Genomic DNA, 21,275 nt, shown 5'->3' with positions numbered 1-21,275 from the left:
CTAGGCCTGCGCCTGCTGCGCCTCGGGTGTCATCATCGTCCGGGCCTTCCGCCGCTCCGCCCAGTCCTCCAGCCACTCGTGGCCCTGCATCTCGATCAGGCGCGAGGTCGTGCGCTCGAACTCGAAGACCTCGTTGCCGCGCTTGGCCGTGTAGAGCCCGGTCGGCGAGGCCTCGGCGCTCACCACCAGCCGGATATGATGATCGTAGAGCGTGTCGATCAACAGGATGAAGCGCTTGGCCTCGTTGCGCCTGCCTTCGCCGAGCACCGGCACGTGATCGATGAAGATGGTGGAGAAACGGCCGGCAATGGCCAGGAAGTCGCGCGCGCCGAGCGGCTTTTCGCAGAGATCGGCGAAGGAAAAGCGCGCCGCATCGCCGGTGGCGCGCGGCACCACGACCTGCCGGCCCTTCACCGTCAGCGCCGTCTCCGCCACCGGCCGGCTATGCGTCATCGCCCGCCAGACGTCATCGAGGGCGGCATCGGCGGCCGCATCCGCCGGCGTGATATAGACCGGCATACGGCTGAGCTTCTCGAGTCGATAGTCCTTGTCGCTGTCCAGCGTCATCACCTCGGCATTGCGCTCGAGCAGGCTGATGAAGGGCAGGAAGAGCTGGCGGTTCAGCCCGTCGCGGTAGAGATTTTCGGGCGCGACGTTGGAGGTGGCGACCAGCACGACGCCATTGGCGAACAGCGCCGAGAACAGCCGGGACAGGATCATGGCGTCGGCGATGTCGGTGACGGAGAACTCGTCGAAGCACAGCACCCAGGCCTGTTCGGCTAGCGCGCGCGCCACCGGCGGGATCGGATCGTCCTCCTTGGCGTCACCGTTCTTGCGCGCCAACCGGTGCTTCTGGATGCGGTCCTGCACATCGGCCATGAAGTCGTTGAAATGCACGCGGCGCTTGCGCCTGACCGGCAGCAGCTCGAAGAACATGTCCATCAGCATGGTCTTGCCGCGGCCGACGCCACCGTGGATGTAGAGGCCCCTGACCGCCGCGGGCGGCTGCTTGCGCGCGAACAACCAGCCCAGCGCGCTCGATTTCTGCGCCAGTCTTTTCGCGGAGATCTCGTCGGTCAGCCGGTCGAGCGCGGCGGCGATGCGCTCCTGCGCCAGGTCGCGCCCGATGGCGCCGGTCTCGACCAGATGGTCGTAGCGCTGCCTGACGGTCGCATGGGTCTGGAGGCCGTCACGCAGGTGCATCGGTCACGTCGTTCTGGAGCAATCCCAGGAAACCGGTTTGCGCCCGGAATTGCGTAAGACAAAATGCCTGGAGCGGTCTCGGCGATCCAATCAAACGTTGAACCGCTCCAAGCGGGTTCGCCTACCTTGTAAGCGAGATCGGCAGGCCGGTGGAAGTCTGGCCGTCGAATTTCTCGCCGCCGGAGGAGTAGAGTCGGGCCAGCGTGCCGCCATTCTCGTCGTAGAGCGTCAGCTGCTTGCCGGCGACGTTCCAGGACTTGATGCCGTCGATCGGCGCCGGGCAATGCAGCGGCCCGGCGCGGTAGCCGGCGCCGAATTTGGTCTGCGGCGTCGCCACCTTGCAGCTCTGGCCGGAAACGCTGGCGTTCCAGACACCCGCGACGCTGGCCGCGGTCAGGTCCGGCGCCCCTGCGGGTGCGCTTCCATCCGGCGGCAGCGAGGCGACCTGGCTGTTCGCCGGCGCGGTCGGGAACTGCGACGCGTCGGTGGTGCCGGGGGCTGCCGGAGGCGGCAGCTGGTTTCCGGTCACCGTGCCGGCGGGCGCCGGCGTCAGCGGCGCCGGCTGTTGGTCATCCATCGACGAGAACCGCGACGTCGAGCAGCCGCTTGCGACAAGCGCGGCCAGCGATACGGCCACCAGACCGGTTTTCGAAAAAGTCATTCCAACCTCCGTCGGATCCGGCCGGGGGGTGCCGTCCGCGCAATCTCTCCCCTCACCAAGATGGAGAAGGTGGCAGAATTTCAACCCGATATGGTTAAAATAGGGTTTTGCGGTGCAATTGTTGCAAATTTATCGCAACAGGCGTGTGACCCTCGAAGGTCCGCTTGCGTGTGCCCCGAAGAACCCGTCGCCCTGCGCAAAACCCGACGTGACCTATGCGGAAAGCGCCACGCTCGGCACGAAGACATAGCCGTCCGGACCGACGACGTAGCATTCGCGCAGGCCGTGCGGCTTGTCGATCGTGCCGGCGAGAACGATGTGGCCGAGATCGCGCGCCCGCGCCTCGATCGCATCCGGATCGGCGCCGTAGAGGCGCAACTCGATGCCCGCCCCGCGCGTCTCGGCGCCGGCGATGACGCCGCTCATCGGATTGTCGAGATAGGAGTGGTCGGCATGCAGCATGAATATGGAGCCCAAGAGCTCGATCGCCGCGAAATCCTCGTCGGCATAGATGATGCGGGCGCCAAGCACGTCGCGGTAGAAGGCCTCCATCGCCGCCATGTCGGTCACCAGCAGGTTGACGCCCAGCCCGCGCGGCAGCGAACGGCCGAAATCCTCAGCCTTCATCCACGGTGTCTTGGTCCGCTTCATCGCCATGGTGCTTCCTTCGAAATCAAAGAATGTCGCTGGGACGGTCTCAGCGCTGATCGAACCGGTAGAGCGGCTGCGAAAGCGCCACCGGGGGTCGTAGCAAGTCGGCGCACCGGCGGTCCAGCGCGAGCGCCAGCTGATGAGCCTTCAGCACTGCCGTCTTCCAGTCGCCGGCTGTTTTCAGAAAGCCCAAAGCGTCTGAGGGGCGGTCGGCGGCAATCATGACGTCTGCGGCGACGATGCGATCGTCCGCCGAGATGGTTTCGCCGGCCTTCAGCTTGCCGGCCAATCCGGCCCACTGCTCCCAAGGGAAGGCCGCTGCCAGCTGTTTCGGGCGAGGTGGCGGTTCGGTCTCATTACCTTGCATGAAAGGCGCCAAAGTGAACCGCGCCAACGCCCTTTCGACGAACGATTCAGCCGTTTCGCCCAGCATTTCGGAGATTCCAATGCCAGCCAGGTTATTCTCCCGGTCCTTGCGACCGAGAACATAGTCGAGCCCATCGAGCATGGCTGCCGTGACGGCATCGGGATTGTTGATCGGGTCGAGCTGTTTTGCTGCAATCCGCGCGTTGAGGCCTTCGGCCACTGTTGTGCCGACACGCAGGTTGCCGCTGTAGTTTATCACCTGCAGCAGCATCGCGGTTTGCGGAGCATAGGCAACAAGCCGCCCGACCGGCCGCAGAACGGCGCCCATATCATTCTTGCGGTCGATCGCCTGGACCTCTGCCGGCTGTTTGGAAATATCGAAGGAAGGACGAAGGTCGGCCGCGTAGAGCGCATTGCGTATGAACTGCGCACGGTCGTCCTTGTTGGGAAGCACAGTGGCTGGAACGCGATCAAGGGTTGAAACGAAGTCAGCGAGATTGTCCTCCAACGCCCGCACATCGAGAGCCAGCCGCCAAATGCCCGCATCTTCCGCTCTTTTGGCAAGACGCGACTTTGCCTCGTCATCGAGGTCGGCCAGAGCCTGGGCAATCCCTTTCGCGGCGACCGATGCATTGTTGGCATCGGATGCCTGCCAGCGCGCCAGTTCGCCCAGCAGCCAGTCGCCGCCATCCTCGGTGACCAGCGCCCGCAAGGCAGATTGGCCAAGCTGAGGCACAATCGACTTTGCCTTGGGCAGCGGTTGCATACCGGCAATCATCGCCGCCCGGTCAGGCGTTCTTGCATAGGCAAGCCTGAGTTCGACAATGCGCAGCGGTGGATGGCTGCGTTTCTCCAGATTTGCCAGGAGCGCCGAGCCTTCGGTGTAGGCGAGGCCGCCATAGCTTATCTTCAGATAGGCCGCATCATCGCCAAAACGATCGCGCCAGAAATTCGGGAACGTTGCCGGTTCGGCAAGCAGGAAATCGCTCGCGTCCAGGATGGCTGGCGCATAGGCGCAAGCGCCGGGCCGCGTCTGCGCGGCGGCAGCCGGCGACATCGGCGCGATCCCCATGATCGCCGCCATGACTGCAAGAACCGCCCGCCGACACATGGTGGACCCCTCCATTCCGCCGCATGATCGTATACCGGAAATCATCGCCGGCACCAGCGCACGGCATCTGGCCAGGCAAGCATCCGCCCGGCAAATGCTTGCGCCAGAAGGCATCGATCCTATGTTGCAAGAAGAAAAACCCCGCCGGAGCCGAAACATTGGTCGCGAGAAAGAGAGTCGCCAACCGCTATTATCGCGGCCCGCTGAGCGATCATTTCGACGGGACCTTGTTCTTCAATCCTAATGGCAAGCCGCCCGGCCGCTTCGCCGATCTCGTGAAATGGCAGCTGGGCGGCGAGCGTGCGAAATGGCCGGCGGCGAATCCGAGCCCGTTTCACCAGGCGAAGCCGGATGAGCGCATCGGCGGCGGCGTGCTGCGCCTGACCATGGTCGGGCACTCCTCGCTGCTCATCCAGACGGCCGGCCTCAACATCCTCACCGATCCGGTCTGGTCGCAGCGCGTCTCGCCGCTGTCCTTCGCCGGGCCGAAGCGCGTCAACGCGCCGGGCATCGGCTTTTCCCAGCTGCCGCCGATCGACCTGGTGCTGGTCAGCCACAACCATTACGACCATCTCGACCTCGCCACGCTGAAGCGGCTGAAGGCGAAGCACGACCCGCTGGTGATCACGCCGCTCGGCAACGACGCCATCATCGACGGCGCCGTGCCCGGCATGCGTCTTGCGGCGCATGACTGGGGCGACAGGATCGACGTCGGCGACGACGTCACCGTCCATGTCGAGCCGGTGCACCACTGGTCGGCCCGCGGCGCGCGCGACCGGCGCATGGCGCTGTGGGCTGGTTTCGTGGTCGAGACGCCAGGCGCGAAAATCTATTTCGCCGGCGACACCGGCTTTCATGGCGGTGCCAACTACCGGCTGATGGCCGAAAAGCATGGCGGCTTCCGCCTCGCCATCCTGCCGATCGGCGCCTATGAGCCCCGCTGGTTCATGGAGCCCCAGCACCAGAACCCGGAGGAGGCGGTGCAAGGCATGACGCTCTGCAACGCCGCCTATGCCGCCGGCTGCCACTGGGGCACTTTTCAGCTTACCAACGAGCCGATCGACGAGCCGGTGCGAAAACTCGCCGAAGCGCTGGATGCCGAGGGCCTGCCACAGGAACGCTTTCGCCCCTTGCGTCCAGGAGAGGTCTGGGATGTGCCGGAAGTCTAGCCAAGGAACCCAAGCCGACAGGACGCGTTGACCCCACAACGCAATTCGGCTGGGAGCCTTTCCATGATCAAGTGGATCATCATCCTTCTTATTGTCGCCGCCGCGGCGAGCCTGCTCGGCATGCCGGCATTGGCAGGAGCAGCCGCCACCGGCGCGCGCATCCTGATCGGCGTCGTCCTCATCATCTTCCTGCTGATCGTGCTCGGCGTCTTTGCGGTGACCTAGGCCCGACGTCTTCGTCGTGGCCGGTTCGGCGTCTTCGCCGTAACTAGGCGCGGCGTCTTCGCCGTCGCCAGCCCGCATCTTCGCCGTGGCTTCAAGCGCGCCGCACTGGTAATTCCCGCCCGTTTCCGCCATATAGCGGCAAAACGGATACGGAATTACCGGTAGATGGCTGGCACCGCCCCCTTCGCCAAGATGAACGGCATTGGCAACGAGATCATCGTTGCCGATATGCGCGGCCGTGCCGACCAGGTGACGCCGGCGGCGGCGATCGCGCTCAATGCCGATGCGGCGACGAAGTTCGACCAGATCATGGCGATCCATGATGCGAGGACGCCGGGCACCGCCTACTACGTCGACATATTGAACTCCGACGGCTCCGGCGCGCAGGCCTGCGGCAACGGCATGCGCTGCGTCGTCCAGGCGCTGGCCGCCGAAACCGGCCAGAAGACTTTCACCTTCGAGACCCGCGCCGGCATCCTCAACGCCAAGGAGCATGCCGACGGCACGATCTCGGTCGACATGGGCACGCCGCGCTTCGGCTGGCAGGACATCCCGCTCGCCGAGGAGTTTCGCGATACCCGCATGATCGAGCTGCAGATCGGCCCGATCGACGCGCCGGTGCTGCATTCACCCTCGGCCGTGTCGATGGGCAATCCGCACGCCATCTTCTGGGTCGATCGCGACGTCTGGTCCTATGAGCTAGACCGTTTCGGCCCTCTCCTGGAAAACCATCCGATCTTTCCCGAGCGCGCCAACATCACCATTGCTCAGGTCACTTCGCCCGAAACCATGGTGATCCGCACCTGGGAGCGCGGCGCGGGTCTCACCAAGGCCTGCGGCTCGGCCGCCTGCGCCGCCGTGGTGGCGGCCGCCCGCACCAGGCGCACCGGCCGCAGCGTGACGCTGATGACGCCGGGCGGCGGCTCACTGCATGTCGAATGGCGCGACGACGACCACGTCATCCTGACCGGCGCCGCGGAATGGGAATTCTCCGGCAGCTTCGACCCGACGACCGGCCAGTGGGCCCGTGACACCGAAAGCGCCGCCTGATGTCCGCTTTGGCAGAAGGCCCGGTCTCCGAGGCCCCCACCTCGAAGGGCATCGACGTCGTCACCTTCGGCTGCCGGCTGAACACCTATGAATCGGAAGTGATGCGCCGCGAGGCCGAAAGCGCCGGCCTCGGCGCGCTCAAGGGCGGCGCCATCATCTTCAACACTTGCGCCGTCACCGCGGAAGCCGTGCGCCAGGCCAAGCAGTCGATCAGAAAAGCCCGCCGCGAGAACCCGAACGCCCGCATCATCGTCACCGGCTGCGCCGCGCAGACCGAGCCCGGCAACTTCACCGCCATGGACGAGGTCGACCTCGTGCTCGGCAATGAGGAGAAGCTCAAGGCGAATTCCTATCGCGCGCTGCCCGATTTCGGCGTCAACGACACCGAGAAGGCGCGCGTCAACGACATCTTCTCGGTGCGCGAGACGGCCGGCCACATGGTCGACGCGATCGAGGGCCGGGCGCGCGCCTTCGTCCAGGTGCAGAATGGCTGCGACCATCGCTGCACCTTCTGCATCATCCCCTATGGCCGCGGCAATTCGCGCTCGGTGCCGATGGGCGCGGTGGTCGAGCAGGTCAAGCGGTTGGCCGGCAATGGCTATGCCGAGATCGTGCTGACCGGCGTCGACATGACCAGTTTTGGCGCCGACCTGCCGGGCAGCCCGAAGCTTGGGAAGCTGGTGAAGACGATCCTGCGCCAGGTGCCCGAGGTGAAGCGGCTCAGGCTCTCCTCGATCGATTCCATCGAGGCCGACGACGATCTGCTCGACGCCATCGCCACCGAGCCCCGTCTGATGCCGCATCTGCATCTGTCGCTGCAGTCTGGCGACGACATGATCCTGAAGCGCATGAAGCGCCGCCATCTGCGCGACCAGTCGATCCGCTTCTGCGAGGATGTGCGCAAGCTGCGCCCCGGCATCGTCTTCGGCGCCGACATCATCGCCGGCTTCCCGACCGAGACCGAGGCGATGTTCGCGAACTCGGAAAAAATCGTCGAGGAGTGCGGCCTGACGCATCTGCACGTCTTCCCGTTCTCGCCGCGCGAGGGCACACCCGCCGCGCGCATGCCGCAGGTGCGGCGCGAGCTGGTCAAGCAGCGCGCCGCCCGGCTTCGCGCCGCCGGCGAGGCCGCCTATCGCCGTCACCTTGCGTCCCTTGCCGGCACGCGCCAGTCGATCCTGGTCGAGCGCGACGGCCTTGGCCGCACCGAAGGTTTCACGCTGGCCGCCATCGACGCAGGGTCGCCGGGCGAGATCGTCGAGGCTGTTGTTATGGGCCATGACGGCGCCCGCCTTCTGGCCGCGCCGCTTGCCGCGCGCGCCGCCTGAGATACGCAAAGCATGGCTGGTTTTTTCAAGAAGATATTTTCGTTCGGCAAGAAGGAAGTCGTCGAGGAGCGCGTCGATGAGACCGCACCCCTGCCGCCGATCAAATGGGATGCGCTGGATGCCCTGAAACCGGCGGCCGAGCAGGCTCCCCACCCTCCCCTCGATGGGGAGGGTCGCCACGAAGTGGCGGGGCGGGGTGACAGCGCCGACGCCGGCGCCAGTCACCCCCACCCCCGAGCTGCGCTCGGGACCTCCCCCATCGAGGGGGAGGTAGAGGCCACGCCGCAACCGGCGGCCGAGGAGCCGAAGCCCGAGCCGGCTCCGATCATTCCGCCAACGCCGGAGCCGACCGTTCCGGCTGAGCCGGAGCCGCTGCCGGTGCCTGAGCCCGTGGAAGAGCCCCAGCCGGCTCCGGAGGTGCCTTCCGAACCGCCGGTGCCCGAGGAAATTCCGACGCCCGCCGTTCCGGAGACTGCGCCCGAGCCGCAGCCCCAAGAGGTGCCGCCGCCTGCGCCGACAGAGCCGGAGATTGTTCCGTCGCGTCCTGAGACGCCGCCAGTACCTGCCCCCGTCGAAGTGCCGGCGCCTCCCGCCGAAATTCCCGTCGAGGCGCCGACGCCCGAAATTCCACCAGCGGAAGTTCTGCCGCCTGTCCGCCAGCCGGCGCCCATGGAACTGCAGCCGGTCCGCGCCGAGATCGCCCCGGAGATCGAGGCTGCACCCCACCCTCCCCTCGATGGGGAGGGTCGCCGCGAAACGGCGGGGCGGGGTGACGGCGCCAGCGCTGGTACCAGTCACCCCCACCCCCGAGCTGCGCTCGGGACCTCCCCCATCGAGGGGGAGGTAGAGTCGGCACCCGACCGGCAACCTTCGCCAGAGCCAAAACCATCCCCCGGCAAGGTGACCGTCGCGAAGAAGGTCGAGCAGAAGGCCGAGGTGCAAAGGGCGCCGGAGCCGGTGGCAAGGCGCTCCTGGTTCCAGCGCATGCGGGACGGGCTTGCTCGCTCCTCGCGCGAGCTGTCGGGCAACATTGCTGGCGTCTTCACCAAGCGCAAGTTGGACGAGGACACTCTGCAGGACCTGGAGGACGTGCTGATCCGCGCCGATCTCGGCCTGGAGACCGCGCTCCGCGTCACCGATGCGCTGGCCTCCAGCCGCTACGGCAAGGATGTCTCCGATACAGAGGTCCGCTCGGTCATGGCGGCCGAGGTGGAGAAGGTGCTTACCCCGGTCGCCCTGCCGCTGGAGCTCGACCTCAGCCACAAGCCGCATGTCATCCTGGTCGTCGGCGTCAACGGCACCGGCAAGACCACGACCATCGGCAAGCTGGCCGCCAAGCTGACCGAAGGCGGCCTGTCGGTGATGCTCGCCGCCGGCGACACCTTCCGCGCCGCCGCGATCGAGCAGCTGAAGATCTGGGGCGAGCGGACGAAATCGCCGGTCATCGCCTCGAAACTCGGCGCCGACGCGGCCGGCCTCGCCTACGATGCCTTCGAGAAGGCCAAGGAGGCCGGCTCCGACGTTTTGATCATCGACACCGCCGGCCGGCTGCAGAACAAGACCGAGCTGATGGCGGAGCTGGAGAAGATCGTGCGCGTGCTGGGCAAACTCGATCCGGACGCCCCGCACACCGTGCTGCAGACGGTCGACGCCACCACGGGCCAGAATGCGCTGAGCCAGGTCGAGATCTTCCGCAACGTCGCCGGCGTCAACGGCCTGGTGATGACCAAGCTGGACGGCACGGCGCGCGGCGGTATTCTGGTGGCGATCGCGGCAAAGCACAAATTGCCGGTCTATTTCATCGGCGTCGGCGAGCAGGTCGACGACCTCGAACCTTTCTCGGCCAGCGAATTCGCCAGGGCGATCGCCGGTGTGGCTTGAACGATCCCAAAAGCGCCGGCTTTCGGGACAACAAGGACTTTCATGAACATCCTCGAACGCGACCCGTCCGACCCGCAGAAACAGAAGAAGGAAGGCGTCAACCCGGCGCTCAAGCTGGTGCTCGAGCTCGGTCCGCTGCTGGTATTCTTCTTCGCCAATGCGCGCGGCGAATGGCTGGTGCAGAAATTTCCGGCGCTTGGCGAGCTTGGCGGGCCGATCTTCGTCGCCACCGGCCTGTTCATGGCCGCCACCGCCATCGCGCTGATCGCGTCCTGGTTGCTCACCCGCACCTTGCCGATCATGCCGCTGGTATCGGGTGTCGTGGTCTTCGTCTTCGGCGCGCTGACCCTCTATCTGCAGGACGACATCTTCATCAAGATGAAGCCGACCATCGTCAACACGCTGTTCGGCGGCGTGCTGCTCGGCGGCCTGTACTTCGGCAAGTCGCTGCTCGGCTATGTCTTCGATTCCGCCTTCAGCCTCGACACGGAAGGCTGGAGGAAGCTCACCTTCCGCTGGGGGCTGTTCTTCCTGTTCCTGGCCCTCGTCAACGAAGTGGTCTGGCGGAATTTTTCCACCGACGCCTGGGTTACCTTCAAGGTCTGGGGCATCATGCCCATCACGCTTCTCTTCACCTTCAGCCAGATGCCGCTGATCATGCGCCATTCGCTGGAGGAAAAGGCCAAGGAAGAGAACGCCGGCAAGTAGAGCAATTCCAGGAAAAGTGCGTAGCGGTTTTCCGTCCGGAATTGCGACGAGACAAACTGGGCAACTCCGGGAGGGGGACGGCATGGAATTCCTCACCACGCGCGACGAGCTGAGGACGATCTACAAGACCCCCCGCCCGACCGACGGCCCCATCCGCAAGGAACTGAAGGCGCTCGACGGCCATTGCCGCTCCTTCATCGGCAAGAGCCCCTTCGTGCTGATCGGCTCCTCCGACGGCGCCGGCAATGCCGATGTGACGCCGAAGGGCGACAAGCCCGGCTTCGCCGCCATCCTCGACAACAGCACCATCGCCATTCCCGACCGGCCCGGCAACAACCGGCTGGACACGCTGGAGAACATCGTCCGCAATCCCTCGGTCGGGCTGCTGTTCCTCATCCCCGGCATGAACGAGACGCTGCGCGTCAACGGCGATGCCCGCATCACCGTCGATGCCGGCCTGCGCGAGCGGCTGGCGGTCGATGGCAAGGAGCCGCAAAGCGTCATCGTGGTGACGGTCAAGGCCGCCTACATGCATTGCGCCAAGGCGTTCATGCGCTCGGATCTGTGGAAGCCCGAGACCTGGTACGACCGTACGAGCCTGCCGACGCTCGGCCAGATCATCCGCGACCAGCTGGCGCTCGCCGACACGGCCGGCGACATCGACCGCGAGCTGGACGAGGATTACCGGCAGACCATGTGGTAGGCTTTTCCGCACAAGATTCGTCCGGACCGGCCTCTCCCATCGTGCTGAACATCCTTGCCATTTCCGGCAGCCTGCGCGCCGCCTCGACCAATTCGGCGCTGCTCGCGGCGCTGGCTGAAAACGCGCCGGCCGGCTGCCGCGTGACCGTCTATGACGGGCTTGGCCGGCTGCCGATCTTCAATCCGGACGACGAGGGCGAGCGCACGCCGCCGGAAGCCGCCCGGCTGATCGAAGCCGTCACTGCGGCCGATGGCGTCATCGTCTCGTGCCCGGAATATGCCCATGGCGTGCCGGGCGGGTTGAAGAACTCGCTCGACTGGCTGGTGTCGCGCGACGCCGCCGTCGGCAAGCCGGCGATGCTCGTGCATGCCTCGCCGCGCTCGCTCTATGCCCGCGCCGCACTCAGCGAGATCATGCGAACGATGTCGTTCGCGCTCCACGAGGAGACGACACTGGAGATCGTCCTGATCGGCAAGAAGCCGCCGGAGATGGAGGCGATCTTGGCCGAGGCGGCGCGCCGGCTGGCGATGCGTGACGCGGTCCAGGCATTCGCTGACTTCATCGGCTCGCGATGAGCAGCAGCGACCCACATCTTCGTCATTCTAGGGCGGAGCAAGGAGCGTAGCGACGCGGCGCAGACCCTAGAATCCATGCCGTGACATTTGCCGAAGAATGCAGCGGTTCAGAAAAGGACTCCAGACACTTCACACCGGGTGCACCGTAAACAGAATTGCACCGTCACGACGCTCGTAGGTCACGGCATGGATCCCAGGGTCTCCGCGACGGAGCTTCGCTCCTGCTTCGCCCTGGGATGACGAATCGTGAGGGCCTCGGCAAATCTCAAAGGTTGCCGAAACCGTGTCAGTGTCTCGGCATCGCAGCCTCAATAGGTCTTGGCGCCGTTGACCATCAGCCAGACCACGTAGAGCGAGGTGGTGCCGGCGATGTAGAGGCGGTTGCGCTTGGGGCCGCCGAACACGCAGTTGGCGACGACTTCCGGCACCTTGACCTTGCCGATCAGCGTGCCGTCGGGATCGTAGCAATGGATGCCGTCGGCGGCGCTTGTCCAGATACGCCCGGCCTCGTCGAGCCGGAACCCGTCGAACAGGCCGGCCGTGCAGTCGGCGAAGACCTTGCCGCCCGAAACCTTCTTGCCGCCCTTGCCGACGTTGAAGGCGCGGATATGTGCCGGGTTCTTGGCGCCATGCGTGCGGCCGGTATCGGCGACGTAGAGCAGGCTTTCGTCGAGCGAGAAGGCAAGCCCGTTGGGTCTCACCATGTCGGTGATGACGGCGTCGATCTCGCCCGTGCCTGGATCGACCCGGTAGACGTTGCAGGCGCCGATCTCGCTTTCCGCGTGATTGCCCTCATAGTCGGTGTCGATGCCGTAGGCGGGATCGGTGAACCAGATCGAGCCGTCGGACTTCACCACAGCGTCGTTCGGCGAGTTCAGCCGCTTGCCGCGCCAGTTGTCGGCGATGGTGATGATCGAGCCGTCATGCTCGGTGCGGCTGACGCGGCGGCCCGAATGCTCGCAGGTGACCAGCCGCCCCTGCCGGTCGACCGTGTTGCCGTTGGAATTGCCGGACGGCTGGCGGAACACGCTGACGCTGCCGTCGGTCTCGTCAAAGCGCAGCATGCGGTTGTTTGGGATATCGGACCAGACGAGGTAGCGACCGGCGGCGAACCAGGCCGGACCTTCCGCCCAGCGGCAGCCGGTGAACAGCTTTTCCACCCGCTCATTGCTGTTGACCAGCCGCGAAAAACGCGGATCGAGAACTTCGTAGTCGGCGGCCGTCATGCATCTCCTCCCGGCATCAATGCATGTCGCCCAAAAGTGTGCAGCGGTTTTGGGACAGCGACATGCATAAAACAACAACCCAAAGCGCGGCGCGCAGTACCTTTCTGCGCGACGCGCTTTGGGTCGGTCGCGATCAAGCCAGCCGGCGAGGGATATGGCAAGATCGCAGATGCAGGCTTCACCGCATCTTGAGTTTTTTGAAGCATCCCAAGTGGCGGCTCGGCGGTAACGACGGGTTAACCGGCTATGCGCTCAGCGCAATGGTGCATTGCAACATCTTCTTTTTGCAACGCACCGTTACTATGTCATGCTCCGTATCGATCAAGGGAGGAACAATTCACCGCAACAACGCGGCACGAAAGGACCCTTGCTATGATCATCGACAGCCTCATGACCCGCGCTCGCGCAAGCATCGCCAAGCGCAAGCAGTACAACCGCCTCGTCGCCGAAATCGACAGCTTCTCCACCCGCGATCTGGCCGACATGCGCGCCGACCGCTCCGAGATGCTCTATCAGATCCACAAGCAGATCTACGGCTGAGTTTTTCGGTCGAGCTGTCACGTTCGTCATCCTTGGGCGCAGCGACGCGAAGCGGAGCGAAGACCCAAGGATCCATGCCGTGACTTTCGAGCGCCGCGGCTATGCAGAACACTTGTTTGCCGTGGCCCGTGATCTTGCGCGTTAACGGGCACCTATTCTGGACCGTCGCATTCTTCGGCTAGCGTCATGGCATGGCAACTGTGTTCATGCGAAGGCCGTTTTGTCTCGAATGATGGCATTGAGAGTGACTAGGAGCTTCCTTGCGACAGCGACGATGGCAAGTTTCTTCGATCCGGAGCGCGCGGCGAGCGCAGTGTAGAAAGTTCTGAAGCGATCGTTGGCGCGGATGGCGCCCAGCGCCGCCATGTAGAGGGCGCGGCGCACGCGCGGGCGGCCACCGCTGATCTTGCTCTTGCGCTTGGCCTTGCCGCTCTCGTTGTCGAGCGGGGCCGCGAGAACGCAATGCCGGCCTTGCCCAGCGCATGGCGCAGCAGCCGGTCATGGACCCCGGTCGCCTCCATGACAACGAAGTCGCGACCAGCGCAAAGGCCTGCCACATAGGCTTCTATCGCTTCAGCCTGGTTGGCGATCCGCTGGTAGCGGCCGCTTGCCTCATCAAAGAAGTCGAGCCTCGCTTTGGAAATGTCGCAGCCGACATAGTTCTGCACTATCATGGCCATGCCTCTTCCTGTGGTGCGGGGTCTGCTGAAGACAGCCCCGTGCAACTGTTCAGGTTGATGGTTCATTGGTGGGAAGGGACCGAGCCATGCCGCGGCCTGTCCTCGAAGAGACGACCAGGATCCTCTCGGCCTCCTTCCCACTTCAACCATAGCACTGAGCAAACACACAGGATCCTCGGGTCAAGCCCGAGGATGACGAAGCCACGGGCGTTAGCCCGGCGCCGCCAGGGCCTTCTCGATCTGCGGCAACAGCAGCGTCTCGGCCGACTCCGGCGTGATCGGCCCGACATGCTTGTAGGCGATCTTGCCGTCCTTGCCGACGACGAAGGTTTCCGGCACGCCGTAGACGCCCCAATCGATCGCCGCTCGGCCCGCCCCGTCGACGCCGATCGCCTGGTAGGGATTGCCGACCTCGCCGAGGAAGCGTCGGGCGTTCTCCGGCTCGTCCTTGTAGTTCAGCGCCGCCAGCACGAAACGCTTGTCTTTCGACAAAGCGAGCAGCACCGGATGCTCGTCGCGGCACGGCGCGCACCATGAGGCGAAGACGTTGACCAGCGTGACCTTGCCGGCGAAGGCCTTGGAATCCAGCCCAGGCAACGTGCTGCCTTCCAGCGGCGGCAGATTGGTCTGCGGCGCCGGCAGGCCGATCAGCGCCGACGGCACTTCCGACACGTCGCGGCCGGACAGGAGTTGCGACAGGAACAGCCCCGCCAATCCGAGGAAGATCAGCAGCGGCAGCAGGACGAAAAGGCGCCTTCCACGCGCCGGCCTTCCGGTCTCGGTGCTCTCGCTGCTCATGATTTCACGCCCTTGTCCTTGAGGGCCTCGGCGCTCTTGTCGGAGCGCCGGCGCACGCCGGCGGCTTCGAGCTCGGCGAGGTCGCGCTTGCGCCCGCGCTGGTCGACCAGGATCCAGGCGACCAGCCCGGCCAGGACCAGCGCCGTGATGGCATAGGCGGCGGTGACATAGAGCGCATGCGCACTCATGGCAGCCGCTCCACCTGGATGCGGCATTCCGGCCCGGCCATTTCGCCTTGTTTGATCATGCCTTCCCTTAGCCTTGCCGTTCCGGCTTCGCAATCGGCCGCCGCGCCGCAGCCCGAATCGCTAGTCCGTCCCGTGGCGCAGCGCCAGCGCCGCCGCCACCGGCCCGAGCACGGCAAGAAACAGCGTCAGCGCGGCAAGAATGAGGAAGGGCTGCAGGAACGGCGCCGGGTCGGCCACCGCGCCATAGCTTGCCGAGACGCCGAAGATCAGCACCGGAATGGTGAGCGGCAGCACCAGCACCGAGATCAGCAGCCCGCCTCGCGGCAGCGCCACCGCCACCGCGGCGCCAGCCGCCCCGATCAAGGTGATGGCCGGCGTGCCGACGAGCAGCGTGAGCGCGGTGGCGCCGATGCCGGCCGGCTCCATGTTCATGAACAGCCCAAGCAAGGGCGCGGCGACCACCAGCGGCAGCACGCTGCCCATCCAGTGCGCCAGGCATTTCACCAGCACCGTCAGCGCCAGCATGTGGCGATCGTTGCCCAGCACCAGGAGATCGAGCGAGCCGTCCTCGCGGTCGGCCTGGAACAGCCGGTCGAGGCCGAGCAGGCAGGCGAGCAGGGCGGCGATCCACAGGATCGCCGGACCGATGCGGGCAAGCAGGTTGAGATCCGGCCCGACGCCGAACGGGATGGTGGCGATGACGGCGAGGAAGAAGATGACGCCCGTCAGCGCCCCGCCGCCGGCGCGGATCGACAGGCGGATATCGCGCAGGAAGAGGGCTAGCATTGGTGAGGCGCCTCTAAGGCTCGGTCACGTTCCTTCCGAAGATGGCGTTCCTGCACACCCCCCTCTGTCCTGCCGGACATCTCCCCCGCAAGGGGGGAGATTGGCAGTTTCCCTGCAGGCGCTTTTCCTGCAACGTCGATGACTGGCGAAAGCCGCTGCGACATCCGATCTCCCCCCCTGCGGGGGAGATGGCCGGCAGGCCAGAGTGGGGTGTGACAGAATGCCAACGTCATCCAGTCATCCCCATTCTCAACCCCTTCGCCCCATCCAACCCCAGCGGCAGATGCGTTGCCGCCACCACAATCCCTCCATCCGCCAGATGTCCCCGCATCAACCCCGCAAACCGCTCCTCCGAAGCCTTGTCCAGCCCTGCGGTCGGCTCGTCGAGCAGCCAGATCGGCCGCTGGCCGACCAGGAGTTTTGCGATCGAGGCGCGCCGCCTTTGCCCGGTCGACAAATAGCCGAACGGCAGATGACCGATGCCGCCGAGTCCGACAGTCTCCAGCGCCGCCTCCACGCCAAGTGCAGGCTCGCCGGAAAAGTCGCGCCAGAAGCGCAGATTCTCCGCAACGCTCAATGCCGTCTTCATCGCGTTGAGATGACCGAGATAGTGGCAGGCCGAGGCGACCGTGGGAAAGGCCTCGCCGCCGCCTTCGACCCGCGCCTGCCCTTCGGCGGCCCGCAGCAATCCGGCGAGCACTCTGAGCAGTGTCGACTTGCCGGCGCCGTTCGGACCGGTGACGACCAGGGCCTCGCCCTTCTCGATCGTGAAGCCGATGCCGGAGAAGACCGTCTCGCCGCCGCGCTCGCCGCCCAGATTTTCGGCGATCAGCCGCATCATTGCCTGTTCCGAAAGCACCGTTTCGCGGCCATCGCCGCATCGCACAAATTTGCCTTTCGGACTGTCTAGAACTATTCCAGGAAATTCTCTATATGCGGTTCATCCGTGCCAGCGGTCGGCGCGGGATCAGAATTAGCGCCGAACCAGCGCACGCGCCGCCTTGAACGGCTCGGGTTGCTTGGGAGCGGACAGCGGAAATGGCCGTACCCGCACCTTTGCGCGTGATTGCATGCCATCGGCGTCCGTTCCCTTTCAGGCTGAACAGACAAGGACGGATCGCACGTGTCAAAATCCCTCGATAGTTTCAAATGCCGCCGCACCCTGACCGCGGGTGGCGCGGACTATGTCTATTTCGACCTCACCGAGGCCGAGAAGAATGGCCTCGCCGGCATCGCCCGGCTGCCCTATTCGATGAAGGTTCTGCTGGAGAACCTGCTGCGCAACGAGGACGGCCGCTCCGTCACCAAGGAAAGCATCCAGGCGGTGGCCGGCTGGCTGACCGACAAGGGCACCGCCGGCGTCGAGATCGCCTATCGCCCGGCTCGCGTCCTGATGCAGGATTTCACCGGCGTTCCGGCGGTGGTCGACCTGGCCGCCATGCGCGACGGCATCAAGGCGCTCGGCGGCGACCCGGAAAAGATCAATCCGCTGGTGCCGGTCGACCTCGTCATCGACCATTCGGTGATCGTCGACGAGTTCGGCACGCCGATGGCATTCGCCCGCAATGTCGAGCTCGAATATGAGCGCAACGAGGAGCGCTACAAATTCCTGAAATGGGGCCAGCAGGCCTTCCGCAACTTCCGCGTCGTGCCGCCCGGCACCGGCATCTGCCACCAGGTCAACCTCGAATATCTCGGCCAGGTGGTGTGGACGAACAGCGAGGACGGCGAAACCACTGCCTATCCCGACACCTGCGTCGGCACCGATTCGCACACCACCATGATCAACGGTCTCGGCGTGCTCGGCTGGGGCGTCGGCGGCATCGAGGCCGAGGCGGCGATGCTCGGCCAGCCGGTCTCCATGCTGCTGCCCGAGGTCATCGGCTTCCGCCTCACCGGCAGGCTGAAGGAGGGCGTCACCGCCACCGACCTCGTCCTCACCGTCACCCAGATGCTGCGCAAGAAGGGCGTCGTCGGCAAGTTCGTCGAGTTCTTCGGCCCTGGCCTGTCCAACATGACGCTGGCCGACCGCGCCACCATCGGCAACATGGCGCCGGAATATGGCGCCACCTGCGGCTTCTTCCCGGTCGACGGCGAGACCATCCGCTACCTGACGATGTCCGGCCGCGACGAAAACCGCATCGCGCTGGTCGAGGCCTATTCTAAGGCGCAAGGCATGTGGCGCGACACAGGCTCGGCCGACCCGGTCTTCACCGACCTGCTCGAACTCGACCTCGGCGACGTCGTGCCGTCGATGGCCGGTCCGAAGCGGCCCGAGGGTCGCGTCGCACTCGAAGGCATTCCGGCCGGCTTCGCCAAGGCGATGGAGACCGAGTACAAGAAGGCCGCCGAGATATCCAAGCGCTACGCCGTCGAAGGCACCGACCACGATCTCGGCCATGGCGATGTCGTCATCGCCGCCATCACCTCGTGCACCAACACATCGAACCCGAGCGTGCTGATCGGCGCCGGCCTGCTCGCCCGCAACGCCAACCGCGTCGGGCTGAAGCAGAAGCCGTGGGTGAAGACCTCGCTGGCGCCGGGCAGCCAGGTGGTCGCCGAATATCTGGAGAAATCCGGCCTGCAGAAGGAGCTCGACCAGATCGGCTTCAACCTGGTCGGCTTCGGCTGCACCACCTGCATCGGCAATTCCGGCCCGCTGCCGGCGCCGATCTCCAAGACCATCAACGACAAGGGTCTGATCGCCGCCGCGGTGCTCTCCGGCAACCGCAATTTCGAAGGCCGCGTCTCGCCGGACGTGCAGGCGAACTATCTCGCCTCGCCGCCGCTGGTCGTCGCGCATGCGCTGGCCGGCACGGTGACCAAGGACCTGACCACCGAGCCGCTCGGCGAAGGCCGCGACGGCAAGCCGGTCTACCTCAAGGACATCTGGCCGAGCTCGGCCGAGATCCAGGAGTTCATCGAGAAGAACGTCACGCGCGAGCTGTTCGCCCGCAAATATGCCGACGTCTTCAAGGGCGATGCGTACTGGCAGAAGGTCAAGGCGCCGGAAGGCCAGACCTATGCCTGGGACGACAGCTCGACCTACGTCCAGAACCCGCCCTACTTCGCCGGCATGACCTCGGGCTTCGGCAAGATCGGCGACATCAAGGGCGCGCGAGTGCTCGGTCTATTCGGCGACAAGATCACCACCGACCACATCTCACCTGCAGGCTCGATCAAGGCGGCCTCGCCGGCCGGCAAGTACCTCACCGAGCATGGCGTCGGCGTCGCCGACTTCAACCAGTACGGCACGCGGCGCGGCAACCATGAGGTGATGATGCGCGGCACCTTCGCCAACATCCGCATCCGCAACCACATGCTGGGCGAGAACGGCCGCGAGGGCGGCTACACCATCCACTATCCCTCGAAGGAGGAGATGTCGATCTACGACGCCGCGATGGAGTACAAGAAGGAAGGCGTGCCGCTGGTCATCTTCGCCGGCGTCGAATACGGCAACGGCTCGTCGCGCGACTGGGCGGCCAAGGGCACGAACCTGCTTGGTGTCCGCGCGGTCATCGCCCAGTCCTTCGAGCGCATCCACCGCTCGAACCTGGTCGGCATGGGCGTCATCCCCTTCGTCTTCGAGGACGGCACCTCATGGGCCTCCCTCAACCTCAAGGGCGACGAACTGGTCGAGATCGACGGGCTGGACGCCATCAAGCCGCGCCAGAAGATGACCGCCAAGGTCACCTACGGTGACGGCACGGTGAAGAACGTCCCGATCATCTGCCGCATCGATACGCTGGATGAGCTCGATTACTTCAAGAACGGCGGCATCCTGCAATACGTGCTGCGCGACCTGGCCGCGTAGCGGCCAGGGAATAGGGCTTAGGCAGTAGGGAATAGGACACCTACTGCCTAAGCCTACTGCCTACTGCCTACCATACTCCCCTGTTGCCGAAGCCGGCGATGGGCAGCACGTCGGCCCAGATCGTGGCCTTGACGGCGAAGGTGTGGAACAGCGTCGAGCCGATGCCGATCGCCACCACCCACCAGGCCAGCACCTCGGCGAACGTTCCGGTTCCATGCCGCCGCACCTCCCGCACGCCCCACAATCCAGCGGCAATAAAGGCAAGATTGGTCAAAGCATTGGCCGGCTCGGCCCAAAGTGCCGGTCCGGTCCGCTCGCAGTAAAGATCGACAGGCGCCAGGAGAGTTTGCCACATGACGATGATGCGCCCTCCTAATCGAACCACGGCGTGAAGTGCAGGCATCCTTCCTATTGCGGTGAAAATTTCACCGCAACGTGACTTCCCGTTGACTGGCGCTTCTGCCACATATTTTAGCAATCAGAACAAGGCCGGCGTCACCGGCGGGAATCGGAACGGCCATGGCATTTGCAAAACCCTTGCGGCTCGCGGCACTGGCGCTGGCCCTGTCGGCATTTGCCGGCACGGCGCTGGCGGGCGAGCCCGAGAAGCCCCAGGCGGACAGACCGCAAACCGACAAACCGCTTGGCGTGGTCGAGCTTTTCACCAGCCAGGGCTGCAGCTCCTGCCCGCCGGCCGATGAGTTCTTTGCCGAGCTTGCCGGCAAGGAGAACATCGTCGCGCTCGCCTATCACGTCAACTACTGGGATTATCTCGGCTGGCAGGACACGCTAAGCAGCAAGGAAAACACCGACCGGCAGTATGACTATATGCGCGCCTTCGGCAGCCGCTCGGTCTACACGCCGCAAGCCGTGATCAACGGCCGCAGCCACGTCAACGGCGCCAGCCGCAAGGAAGTCGACGGCACGCTGGCGCGCCTCGACCGAACCGGCGAAGGCATGCGCGTCGGCGTCAAGGTCAGCCGCACCACCGACCGCGTCATGATCGATGCCGGCGATGCCGGCAACGGCCCGAACGACGCGCATGTGGTGATCGTCTATTTCGATCCGCCGCAGATGGTGAAGATCGGCCAGGGCGAGAACAGCGGCCGCAGCCTGACATATTGGAACGCCGTCTCCGACATCCAGATCGCCGGCATGTGGCATGGCAAGGCGCAGCGCTACGAACTGCCGATGACCGAAATCGCCAAGAAGGCCGGCTGTGCGGTGCTGCTGCAGTCGGTCGGCAAGGACGGCATGCCCGGCCCGATCCTCGGCGCCGCGTTCATCCGCAAGCCCGATCGTCTTTGACCACAGCCTTCGTCATCCTAGGGCAGAGCAAGGAGCGAAGCGACGCAGCGCAGACCCTAGGGCGTGGACTCAACGTGTCGCAGCCATATTCGGAGCGATGCGAGATTGAGGATGGCCAGGTAGTTGCGTGCGAGCTTGTCAAAGCGGGTTGCGGCCCGGCGGAATTGCTTGAGCCTGCAGAAGAAGCGTTCGATGCGGTTGCGCTCCCGGTAGAGCTCTGGCGGAACCACACGTTTATTCGGTCTTATGTAGCAAACGCACCAAAGGCTGGAACTCGGCTGACACAGCCATGTGAATTGTGATC

General features: G+C 65.1%; 21 protein-coding genes and 3 pseudogenes. 12 read left to right on the top strand and 12 right to left on the bottom strand.

Annotation, left to right across the window (positions count from 1 at the left end; translation table 11 throughout):
• The 4 genes from zapE to JG743_RS04715 form a co-directional block, all read right to left on the bottom strand.
• Nucleotides 1–1,203 carry a cell division protein ZapE gene (gene zapE, locus JG743_RS04730; protein WP_202298683.1) on the bottom strand — a complete coding sequence of 401 codons (1,203 nt, stop codon included), beginning with the start codon at nucleotides 1,201–1,203 and terminating at the stop codon, nucleotides 1–3.
• Nucleotides 1,204–1,324: 121 nt separating this feature from the next.
• Entirely contained in the window at nucleotides 1,325–1,864 is a 540-nt protein-coding gene (locus tag JG743_RS04725) for an AprI/Inh family metalloprotease inhibitor (RefSeq protein ID WP_202298682.1), read from the bottom strand.
• Between the two features lie 213 nt (nucleotides 1,865–2,077).
• Entirely contained in the window at nucleotides 2,078–2,521 is a 444-nt protein-coding gene (locus tag JG743_RS04720) for a VOC family protein (protein WP_202298681.1), read from the bottom strand.
• A gap of 40 nt (nucleotides 2,522–2,561) precedes the next feature.
• Nucleotides 2,562–3,593 (bottom strand): hypothetical protein, encoded by a 1,032-nt coding sequence (locus JG743_RS04715; RefSeq protein WP_210388519.1) that lies wholly within the window; start codon nucleotides 3,591–3,593, stop codon nucleotides 2,562–2,564.
• 126 nt (nucleotides 3,594–3,719) lie between these two features.
• Here JG743_RS04715 and JG743_RS04710 point away from each other — a divergent pair, with 126 nt between their 5' ends.
• From JG743_RS04710 to JG743_RS04670, 9 genes are all read left to right on the top strand, one after another.
• Complete coding sequence (locus JG743_RS04710; protein ID WP_202298679.1) at nucleotides 3,720–4,019, top strand: hypothetical protein; 300 nt, start codon at nucleotides 3,720–3,722, stop codon at nucleotides 4,017–4,019.
• Between the two features lie 131 nt (nucleotides 4,020–4,150).
• Nucleotides 4,151–5,161, top strand: coding sequence for an MBL fold metallo-hydrolase (locus tag JG743_RS04705; protein WP_244673063.1), 1,011 nt, complete (start codon nucleotides 4,151–4,153; stop codon nucleotides 5,159–5,161).
• A gap of 63 nt (nucleotides 5,162–5,224) precedes the next feature.
• Nucleotides 5,225–5,386, top strand: a complete 162-nt coding sequence (locus JG743_RS04700) for a DUF1328 family protein (RefSeq protein WP_202298677.1) — start codon at nucleotides 5,225–5,227, stop codon at nucleotides 5,384–5,386.
• 165 nt (nucleotides 5,387–5,551) lie between these two features.
• Nucleotides 5,552–6,436 (top strand): diaminopimelate epimerase, encoded by an 885-nt coding sequence (gene dapF, locus JG743_RS04695; protein WP_202298676.1) that lies wholly within the window; start codon nucleotides 5,552–5,554, stop codon nucleotides 6,434–6,436.
• Complete coding sequence (gene mtaB, locus JG743_RS04690) at nucleotides 6,436–7,764, top strand: tRNA (N(6)-L-threonylcarbamoyladenosine(37)-C(2))-methylthiotransferase MtaB (protein WP_202298675.1); 1,329 nt, start codon at nucleotides 6,436–6,438, stop codon at nucleotides 7,762–7,764. Before dapF ends, mtaB begins: the two co-directional genes overlap by 1 nt.
• Nucleotides 7,765–7,776: 12 nt before the next feature.
• Nucleotides 7,777–9,645 carry a signal recognition particle-docking protein FtsY gene (ftsY, locus tag JG743_RS04685; protein ID WP_202298674.1) on the top strand — a complete coding sequence of 623 codons (1,869 nt, stop codon included), beginning with the start codon at nucleotides 7,777–7,779 and terminating at the stop codon, nucleotides 9,643–9,645.
• Nucleotides 9,646–9,687: 42 nt separating this feature from the next.
• Nucleotides 9,688–10,353: a septation protein A gene (locus JG743_RS04680; RefSeq protein WP_202298673.1), complete on the top strand. Its 666-nt coding sequence runs from the start codon at nucleotides 9,688–9,690 to the stop codon at nucleotides 10,351–10,353.
• 82 nt (nucleotides 10,354–10,435) lie between these two features.
• Nucleotides 10,436–11,056, top strand: coding sequence for a pyridoxamine 5'-phosphate oxidase family protein (locus tag JG743_RS04675; protein WP_202298672.1), 621 nt, complete (start codon nucleotides 10,436–10,438; stop codon nucleotides 11,054–11,056).
• Between the two features lie 41 nt (nucleotides 11,057–11,097).
• Nucleotides 11,098–11,631, top strand: coding sequence for an NADPH-dependent FMN reductase (locus JG743_RS04670; protein WP_202298671.1), 534 nt, complete (start codon nucleotides 11,098–11,100; stop codon nucleotides 11,629–11,631).
• Between the two features lie 308 nt (nucleotides 11,632–11,939).
• On the opposite strand, the gene JG743_RS04665 is transcribed toward JG743_RS04670, so the two are convergent.
• On the bottom strand, nucleotides 11,940–12,857 hold the full coding sequence (locus JG743_RS04665) for an SMP-30/gluconolactonase/LRE family protein (RefSeq protein ID WP_202298670.1): 918 nt from the start codon (nucleotides 12,855–12,857) through the stop codon (nucleotides 11,940–11,942).
• A 372-nt stretch (nucleotides 12,858–13,229) separates the two neighbouring features.
• On the opposite strand from JG743_RS04665, the gene JG743_RS04660 reads away from it, so the two are divergent.
• Nucleotides 13,230–13,397 carry a hypothetical protein gene (locus JG743_RS04660; protein ID WP_202298669.1) on the top strand — a complete coding sequence of 56 codons (168 nt, stop codon included), beginning with the start codon at nucleotides 13,230–13,232 and terminating at the stop codon, nucleotides 13,395–13,397.
• Nucleotides 13,398–13,601: 204 nt separating this feature from the next.
• Here JG743_RS04660 and JG743_RS34105 read toward each other — a convergent pair.
• From JG743_RS34105 to ccmA, 5 genes and pseudogenes are all read right to left on the bottom strand, one after another.
• A pseudogene (locus tag JG743_RS34105) lies at nucleotides 13,602–13,835 on the bottom strand (transposase); the annotation flags it as partial.
• A gap of 452 nt (nucleotides 13,836–14,287) precedes the next feature.
• The gene (locus JG743_RS04650) at nucleotides 14,288–14,875 is read right to left on the bottom strand and encodes a DsbE family thiol:disulfide interchange protein (protein WP_202298668.1); all 588 of its coding nucleotides are present in this window, start codon (nucleotides 14,873–14,875) and stop codon (nucleotides 14,288–14,290) included.
• On the bottom strand, nucleotides 14,872–15,063 hold the full coding sequence (gene ccmD / locus JG743_RS04645) for a heme exporter protein CcmD (RefSeq protein WP_202298667.1): 192 nt from the start codon (nucleotides 15,061–15,063) through the stop codon (nucleotides 14,872–14,874). Before ccmD ends, JG743_RS04650 begins: the two co-directional genes overlap by 4 nt.
• Before the next feature lie 120 nt (nucleotides 15,064–15,183).
• On the bottom strand, nucleotides 15,184–15,849 hold the full coding sequence (gene ccmB, locus JG743_RS04640) for a heme exporter protein CcmB (protein WP_202298666.1): 666 nt from the start codon (nucleotides 15,847–15,849) through the stop codon (nucleotides 15,184–15,186).
• Between the two features lie 229 nt (nucleotides 15,850–16,078).
• Nucleotides 16,079–16,687 (bottom strand): heme ABC exporter ATP-binding protein CcmA, encoded by a 609-nt coding sequence (gene ccmA / locus JG743_RS04635; protein ID WP_202302431.1) that lies wholly within the window; start codon nucleotides 16,685–16,687, stop codon nucleotides 16,079–16,081.
• 285 nt (nucleotides 16,688–16,972) lie between these two features.
• On the opposite strand from ccmA, the gene acnA reads away from it, so the two are divergent.
• Nucleotides 16,973–19,663: an aconitate hydratase AcnA gene (gene acnA / locus JG743_RS04630; protein WP_202298665.1), complete on the top strand. Its 2,691-nt coding sequence runs from the start codon at nucleotides 16,973–16,975 to the stop codon at nucleotides 19,661–19,663.
• 88 nt (nucleotides 19,664–19,751) lie between these two features.
• Here the strand turns inward: acnA and JG743_RS04625 are convergent.
• A pseudogene (locus tag JG743_RS04625) lies at nucleotides 19,752–20,018 on the bottom strand (ceramidase domain-containing protein); the annotation flags it as partial.
• A gap of 164 nt (nucleotides 20,019–20,182) precedes the next feature.
• Between JG743_RS04625 and JG743_RS04620 the strand changes: the two are divergent.
• A complete protein-coding gene (locus JG743_RS04620; RefSeq protein WP_202298664.1) occupies nucleotides 20,183–20,971 on the top strand; it encodes a DUF1223 domain-containing protein in 789 nt (262 codons plus the stop codon).
• 56 nt (nucleotides 20,972–21,027) lie between these two features.
• Here the strand turns inward: JG743_RS04620 and JG743_RS04615 are convergent.
• Nucleotides 21,028–21,216: pseudogene (locus tag JG743_RS04615) on the bottom strand (transposase); the annotation flags it as partial.
• Between the last annotated feature and the right edge of the window lie 59 nt (nucleotides 21,217–21,275).

It is taken from the genome of Mesorhizobium sp. 131-2-1, from assembly GCF_016756535.1.
In the GTDB taxonomy this organism is placed as follows: Bacteria; Pseudomonadota; Alphaproteobacteria; order Rhizobiales; family Rhizobiaceae; genus Mesorhizobium.
Note: the sequence above shows the minus strand (reverse complement) of the source record. Positions and strands in the feature narration are given on the sequence as shown.